Source organism: Xanthomonas axonopodis, from assembly GCF_001304695.1.
GTDB lineage: Bacteria > Pseudomonadota > Gammaproteobacteria > Xanthomonadales > Xanthomonadaceae > Xanthomonas > Xanthomonas axonopodis.
This window is the reverse complement of the sequence record NZ_JFAQ01000081.1, coordinates 1-7,234: the sequence shown is the minus strand read 5'-3', so window position 1 is coordinate 7,234 and position 7,234 is coordinate 1. Positions and strand designations below refer to the sequence as shown.

At 63.8% G+C, this 7,234-nt stretch carries 4 protein-coding genes, 1 other RNA gene and 1 pseudogene; 5 read left to right on the top strand and 1 reads right to left on the bottom strand.

What is annotated here, in order from left to right; all coding sequences use genetic code 11:
- The first annotated feature begins 49 nt into the window (after positions 1-49).
- Positions 50-114: non-coding RNA, sX9 sRNA (locus tag XAXN_RS21020), on the top strand.
- Positions 115-118: 4 nt separating this feature from the next.
- Here the strand turns inward: XAXN_RS21020 and XAXN_RS08420 are convergent.
- Entirely contained in the window at positions 119-670 is a 552-nt protein-coding gene (locus XAXN_RS08420; protein WP_054319204.1) for a hypothetical protein, read from the bottom strand.
- Here XAXN_RS08420 and XAXN_RS08415 point away from each other — a divergent pair.
- The 4 genes and pseudogenes from XAXN_RS08415 to XAXN_RS23635 all read left to right on the top strand — a co-directional run.
- On the top strand, positions 648-3,590 hold the full coding sequence (locus tag XAXN_RS08415; RefSeq protein ID WP_241148171.1) for a peptidoglycan-binding domain-containing protein: 2,943 nt from the start codon (positions 648-650) through the stop codon (positions 3,588-3,590). The two genes, XAXN_RS08420 and XAXN_RS08415, sit on opposite strands and share 23 nt — an antisense overlap.
- 184 nt (positions 3,591-3,774) lie before the next feature.
- Complete coding sequence (locus tag XAXN_RS08410) at positions 3,775-4,407, top strand: hypothetical protein (RefSeq protein WP_054319205.1); 633 nt, start codon at positions 3,775-3,777, stop codon at positions 4,405-4,407.
- Positions 4,400-6,728 (top strand): annotated as a pseudogene (locus XAXN_RS23490) (zeta toxin family protein); the annotation flags it as partial. The gene XAXN_RS08410 and the pseudogene XAXN_RS23490, both read left to right, overlap by 8 nt.
- A 14-nt stretch (positions 6,729-6,742) precedes the next feature.
- The coding region (locus XAXN_RS23635) for a peptidoglycan-binding domain-containing protein (protein ID WP_425511878.1) at positions 6,743-7,234 on the top strand (492 nt) is incomplete at its 3' end.

Below are 7,234 nucleotides of genomic sequence, written 5' to 3'. Positions count from 1 at the left end.
AAACTACTGCGCAGCCGCCAGGCGGGCGCGGCCGGTGCTCGGAATCCTCATGTACCCCTCGTACACTGCGCCGTCCACGCCCACCTGACGACCGCTCGCTACGTTTTGTTAGCCGCTCTTAAAGAAAGCTGGTATAGAACGCATCGAATTCGAATATATCAAGGGTGCCGGCACCCAGGACGAAGTTCTGGCACGCACCGTGGACAGTGCCACCGGCCGCACTAGCCTGGCGCGTGCAGAAGAAATGTATGAGCAATTGAATAAGCAATCGCAACGCATTTTTCAGGCGAACCCGCAAGCCAAAATTGCCTTCCACCTGGAAGGTTTCAGTCGCTGCGCTAGCCAGGTGCCGTTGCTGGCGCGGATAATCGATGCGCGCGGCATTCCCGATCCCGATGGCGGCATCAGCGGCATCGATGCAAACGGCCATCCCATCTACAACCGCTACCACCAGCCCCCCGGCCGCACCCCAATGAGCGTGGGCCTGTACGACCCGGTGCCCACCGGCTACATGGAGGTGTTCGACCGGCGCCTGCCGCCGTCGGTGGTGTCCGGCTTTCAGATCAGTGCGGCCGACGAGCGGCGCGGCATGTTTCCGGTCGATCAAACCCTGCAGCATGGCGTTTCCGAAGACGGCCGCTTCCTGCATGTCACCGTGGCCGGTGCGCATTCGGATATCGGCGGCACGTATCTGCGCGGTGGGCTGGGGGGGGCGCAGCCTCAACCTGATGACCGATTACCACAATGGCCTGCTCAGCGAGCCAATGCTGCCGCGCATGCACGAGCCGACCGATCCGCGCATGAACGTGATCCATCGCTCGGAAGAGGGCAATCCGCTGTTCCGCATCGCGCCGAAGGTGGACCGTGCCACGCCTGCCGGGCAGGTGCATCAACTCACCGCCGACTATGCGCGTTATGCGCAGCCGGGCGAGGTGGTGCACCTGCCGTTGCAGGGGGCCGATCCGCTGGACAGCGCATTGGCCCCCATCGCAGAGACCGCGCGCCCCGCGCAACGTACCGCGCAGGTCGACGATGCCGCGTTGACCGAGGGCGATGCGCTGACGGCACGCCTGCTGCGCGCACCCGGTGTCGAAGTCAGGCCCTATCCACCCCCGCTGCTCGACCGCCCAGGCATCAGGGCTGCCGGCGCCCTGGGCGTGGCGGCTACCTTCTACGAAGCGCAGCAATCCGGCGAGAAGATCGTCACGCTGCTCTCGCAGGACAACCCGCTGGCGGCACGCTCGGAGCTTGCGCATTTTGCCGGCCGCAATGTCGGCGGTTGGGCGGGCGGCACGGCGGCGGCCTACGCATTGGGGAGCTCAGGCGCCGGACCGATGGCCTTGATTGCCGCCGATGCGTATTTCATGAGCAAGGCCGGCGAAAAAGCCGCCGACCTGCTCGACAACCGCGCCATCTACACCCAGACCGACCGCAATGGCACGCAGTGGTCGTTCAACGGCACCGCGTGGGCACGCCAGGGCAAGGCCGACACCACCAATGATGGCGTGGACAACCCCACCGCCACGCAGGTTGTCGCCAGTTATGAAAAAGCGCGCGAACTCAACTACCAGGCCACCAACGCCGCCGCCGCGCTGGCGCTGAAGGATGCGCCCGCTCCGCAAAATCCGTATCGCCTGCCGGCCAGCGCCACCGATCCGCCCAGCTTGAGCACCGCCGACTGGGCGCGCGATCCCAACGATGGGCAATGGCGACGCACGGTACAAAGCGGTGTGGTTGCAGACGCCGACAGCGCTGTCTACCGCACCGATATCGCACCGCCACTGCGCGCGGCGGAACTGGACGCACAAGCGCAAGCCGTGATCGCCGGCAACATCGCCAACAGCCCCGGCGCGATTGCCGCGCGCTATGAGCTGGCGTATCAGCGCAGCGGCTGGGCGGCGGCTGGATTGCCGTTGTCGGAGACAGTACAACAGGCATTACCCAATCCAAACGCGTTGACCGCATCGGACGGCCAGCAGTATCGCCGCGCTGCCGACGGCCGCTGGGCCGGCGCCGCTGGCCCAGCAACAGGCAATGTCGCTTTGGAACTGGACACCACCCGCGCGATCCTGCAGCCGGCCCTGGCCGAGCATGCGCAGGCGGTGGCGGCCATCCGGCAGTCGCCGCCATCGCCGCAGGATCAGCAGCGCGAAGAAACGCTGTATCGCTATCGCATCGTCGGCACCGAATTGAAACCGGAGTGGCGCGAGGCGATCGATCTGGCGACCACGCGCACGCGCGCAGCGCATGGTCTTACCGGCGATGGCGCGATGAAACTGCAACGCGGCCCCACCGGTGCATTTGGCGCCGATAGTCCGATCACACATTTTCAACGCGATGCCGATGGGGTGGAACCTGTGGCTGCCGTGACTAGCAGTGATGACATTTGGCAAGCCTTGCGCGAGGTGCAGATGCGCGGGCAAGACCTCGCACCTACCGCTGAAACGCCGGCGCCATACATTGCTGCAGACACCGCGCAGCCGTCGCAGCCCCATGGCCCGCACGTTGCGACGCATACAGTGCCCGAGATCGCCACCTTGGCCACCGTCAACGTGCATGCGCCCGAGATCGACAGCGCGCCTGCGCCAGCCATGCCGGCCGCTTCGGCGCAAAGCGCGGCGCACGGCTTGCAGCCCGGCGACCGCGGCACCGAGGTACAGGCGCTGCAGGCCAGCCTGATCCAGCTGGGCATCAACACAGGGATCAAGACGCCAGTGGAGATCAACGGTACCTACGATCAGCCCACCCAGCGCGGCGTGCAGGCATTCCAGCTGCTGCACGGCATGGATGAAGTCACCGGGATCGCCGACCACGCCACACTGGCAGCGGTGCAACAACAGGCCAGCCTTGCCATCGCCCAGCGCGAGTTGGCGCAGCCACAGGCGCCTCTCGGGCTTGGCGCCCCGTCGCACGGTAGGATGGCCGCGCCTGCTGCCCAGCAAAGCGCAACCGCTGCAGAGCGCACGCCACCAGACCTGCATGCACAGCAACAATCGCAAGCGCTGGAACAGCAACGCCAGTGGCAATTGCAGCAGGACCAGCAGCTGCAATTGCAGCAACAAGAACAGGAACGCAAACAAGCACAACGCGCCGAAGACGAGAAGAGCCGTGATGCGCAGCACGACAAGGAACAGTCGGACACCGTCACGGCCACCGCTGATACGCCCGCCACCAGCACTGCGCGCCATGGCGAGCGCACGCAGCCTTCGCCCGGTTTGCTGCCCTACAGCGACCCCGCTCATCCCCGGCATGCGCTGTATGCGGATGTGCAGGAGCGGATGCAGGCGCAAGGCCACGCGTTTTCGGAGGAACGCCTGACCCAGATCACCGCAGCATTGAACGCGTCCTACTTCAAGCCGGACTGGAAGGGGGAGTTCTATGTGGCGCGCGACACCGTATTTGCGCTCAATTACGACCACCTGCTCGGCATCGCGCGCGTACAGATGCATGAGGCAGCGCCGTCGATCCAGGCCTCGATGGAAGTGGCGCAAGCCGGGGATCTGAAGCATGCGCAGATCAGCGAGAAAATTGCCCAGGACCGCATGCAGGCGCAAACACAAGCACAATCGGCGCCCAGCATGGGCATGTAACGCCTGCCGAATACTGGCGCGCCACCACGCGCGGCGGAATTGGATACACAAGGCCAAGCCGTCATTGCCCGCAATATTGCCAGCAGCTCCGGCGCGATTGCGACGCGCGGTTGCACCGATACGATAAGATTGCGCACGCGTTCGCTTCCAACACTCGCCGCTGTCTTTGCAGAAGGAAGAGCATATGAGCGATTCCCCCAAATTCCGTTACGCCGCCTTGGCGCGTCGTGTTGTCGAGGCGCACGCAGCGCAGCTGCTACGCGATCTACAGATCATCAACGAGCGCACGGTGCGCGAGCTTGGCCCGCTGCCGCATGGCGGGCTGCCGGTGCAGCCAAAGCGCAAGCCCAAGCGCGCGCCTTGGGACCAACCGGTGCAGGAACTGCCTGCACTGGATGACAATGCGCATACTGCGCCGCGCGTGCCCATGCCTGAGAGGAAAGACCCTGCCATGTCCAAGCCCATGCCTCCCTCCATTGAAAACGGCTTGCCTGCGCCTCCTGTGCCGCAGAAATTGCGTGAGCTACTGAAAGACTATCCCGAGTTGATTCAGCGCTTGCAGGATGTTCTCGACAATTACATCAGGAAGCCCAATCGACTAATGCCATTCGATGGGGCCATCTGGGCGCTGGAGGGAAGGCTTGGATCTTTCATCTCCGAAGCCCGCGAAGAACTCGAAGCCGCCTATGCCAGTGGGGATACTGCCGCGATTGAGAAGGCCGAGAAGAAGGACTTTGCTGTTGGATGCAGTCGCTTGAATATGGGTCCAATGGCTGACTTGGCCGCTTATTTTGAAGGAGCGCAAGGTCATGAGTGATTACGCGCTTGCCCATGATGAGCACAGGAAGATTCTCAATGAAAAAATCTTTCCAAGAAGTCTCTATATTACAAAAATCATCGTTCGATCATCCCAATGCCATCATCCTGGCAGGCCAACCGGGTTCAGGTAAGGGAGGGCTTGCCAAAGCAGCCGAGCTTGAGCTCAGCTGGGATGTAGTAAAGATCGATCCAGACGAATTACGCGACTTTCATCCCCAAGTAAAATCCCTCCGCAACGCCCACCCCTACACCTGGTCCGGCTACACCCACGCCGATGCCAGCCAGTGGGCCGACGAACTGCTGCAAGCCACCATCGAAGGCAGGAAGAACCTAATCTTCGACACCACGCTCAGCAATGGCCAATGGAGCGCGGAACTGATCAAGGATCTGCAATCGCGCGGCTACGACGTCGAGGTGCGTGCGATGGCCGCGCACAAGCTGGAAAGCGAGCATGGTGTCGATTTCAGATTCTCTCAACAACTGGATCAGGAAGGCTACGGCCGCTACGTCCCCGAAGGTGCGCGCGAGGCCATCTACACCAAGCTGCCGGTCAGCCTGGATACCGTGCACGCGCAGACCACGGCACCCATCCGTATCTTCAACCGCCAGGGTGCCGAGGTTTACGACAGCCGCACCGATGCACGTCCACCGGGGCAAGCATTGGAGCAGGCGCGCAATGCGTGGTTCAAGGATCCAGCGGTCACCCAAGCACTGCGCGAAAGCTGGCAACAACAAGCCGATTGGCACCGCGCTCTACCGGCGCATGTGCAGGACATCCCCAACGCCATCCCCGCCGTTCAGGAGCAAGTGCTTGCTGAGCACGCCGAGCTGCACGTCAGTGATGGCGTGAACAGCCGCCTGGAAGGCATCGCCACCATCGACGAACTTGTGCGGCCAGGTGCGCCGCCTGCACGCGTGCCTTTGCCAGAGCCCGAAATCCCAGGCGTGCGTCGCGCCGGGATGACGGCAGGGCTTGCGGGTTTGGGCGTCGCCGCGACCGCCTACGACGCATCACAAACAGGAGAGCGTGTTTTGGCACGCTGTTGGCACAAGACAACCTCACCGCTGCGCGCTCGGAAGCGCTGCACTTTGCTGCCCGAGGCGCGGGCGGCTGGGCGGGAGGCGCCGCCACCGCTGCCGTGGTTGGCACAACCGGCGCCGGTCCCGTCGCGCTGGTGGTGGCCGATGGTTATCTGTTCAGTGCCGCTGCCGACAAGGCCGCCACGCTGTGGGACAACCGCCAGATCCATACGCAAACCGACAAGCAGGGCGTGCGCTGGGAGTTCAACGGCAACCAGTGGCTGCGCCAGGAACACGCCGATCTGCCAAACGATGGCGTGGATGCACCGCACAAGCAGGCCATGTTCGCGCTGCCCGAAAAAGCACGCGAGCTGAACTATCACGCCAGTAGCGAAGCAACCGAGCAGGCGCTGGGCAAGGTGCAACCCACTAATCCCTATGTGCAGCCATCCAGTGAGGCAGATGCGGCGCATCTTTACGCACGGGAGTGGCGGCACGATCCGGCAAGTGGCCAGTGGTCACGGATGATCGCCGACGAAGTCGATCGGAACGATCGGCCCATCTGGACGGTGGACGCGGCAAGCCCCGAGCGCACTGCGGCGTTGGACCAGCAGGCAGCGCAGGTGGTGGACGCCAACATTGCCCGTGGCGCGGCGGCAATGGCGGCAACCTATGAGGCTGCCTATCGGCGCAATGGCTGGGAGGATGTCGGCCCCGTGCCAGCGGCCGTGCAAGCGGCCTTGAACCCGGACGCGCTGCAGGCATCGGACGGCAGGCAGTATCAGCGCGATGCGCAGGGCCAGTGGCGGCATGACGGTATTGCTGCCGAAGGCAATGTTGCCCTGGAACTTGCCGCAACGCGCGAACGCCTGCAACCGGCGTTGGCGCAGCATGCGCAGGCATTGGCACAGATGCCCGCGCGGCAAACGCCAACGCCACAGCAACAAGATCATGCCAATACCGAAGCGACCTATGCCGCCTATGGCGTTGCTCCCAATGCCCAGACTGCAAGCGCGATCCAGCTTGCGGTGCAGAAGACCCGTGAGGCAAACGGGATTGATGCAGCAACCAGCTCTTTGGCATTGGAGCGCGATGCGACCGGCCAATACTCGGTGGACAGTCCCATCCAGCATTTGAGCCGTGACGCCGATGGTGTAGTGTGCGTTGCGGCAACCACCAGCACTGATGAGATCCGGCAAGCACTTGGGCAGGTGCAGGCACGCGGGGAGGAACCGGCGCCAGCGCGCAATGCACCGCCCGAGCAGGAAATCGCGGCTGACGCAGCCCTGCGCCCCGGCGACCGTGGCACCGAGGTGCTGGCGCTGCAGGCCAACCTGATCCAGCTGGGCATCAACACAGGGATCAAGACGCCAGTGGAGATCAACGGTACCTACGATCAGCCCACCCAGCGCGGCGTGCAGGCATTCCAGTTGATGCATGGTATGGATGAAGTCACCGGGATCGCCGACCACGCCACACTGGCAGCGGTGCAACAACAGGCCAGCCTTGCCATCGCCCAGCGCGAGTTGGCGCAGCCACAGGCGCCTCTCGGGCTTGGCGCCCCGTCGCACGGTAGGATGGCCGCGCCTGCTGCCCAGCAAAGCGCAACCGCTGCAAAGCGCACGCCACCAGACCTGCATACACAGCAACAATCGCAAGCGCTGGAACAGCAACGCCAGTGGCAATGGCAGCAGGACCAGCAGCTGCAGTTGCAGTCCGAGCAACAACAGCGCCACCAGCAGGAGCAAGCGCAACGCGCCGAAGACGAGAAGAGCCGCGATGCGCAGCGCGACAAGGAACAGTCG

Bases quoted from the DNA above. Each gene is read 5' to 3' on its own strand.
- XAXN_RS08415 (WP_241148171.1), top strand. From the start codon at position 648: ATGTCACCGTGGCCGGTGCGCATTCGGATATCGGCGGCACGTATCTGC.
- XAXN_RS08420 (WP_054319204.1), bottom strand. From the start codon at position 670: ATGCGCACCGGCCACGGTGACATGCAGGAAGCGGCCGTCTTCGGAAAC.
- XAXN_RS08410 (WP_054319205.1), top strand. From the start codon at position 3,775: ATGAGCGATTCCCCCAAATTCCGTTACGCCGCCTTGGCGCGTCGTGTT.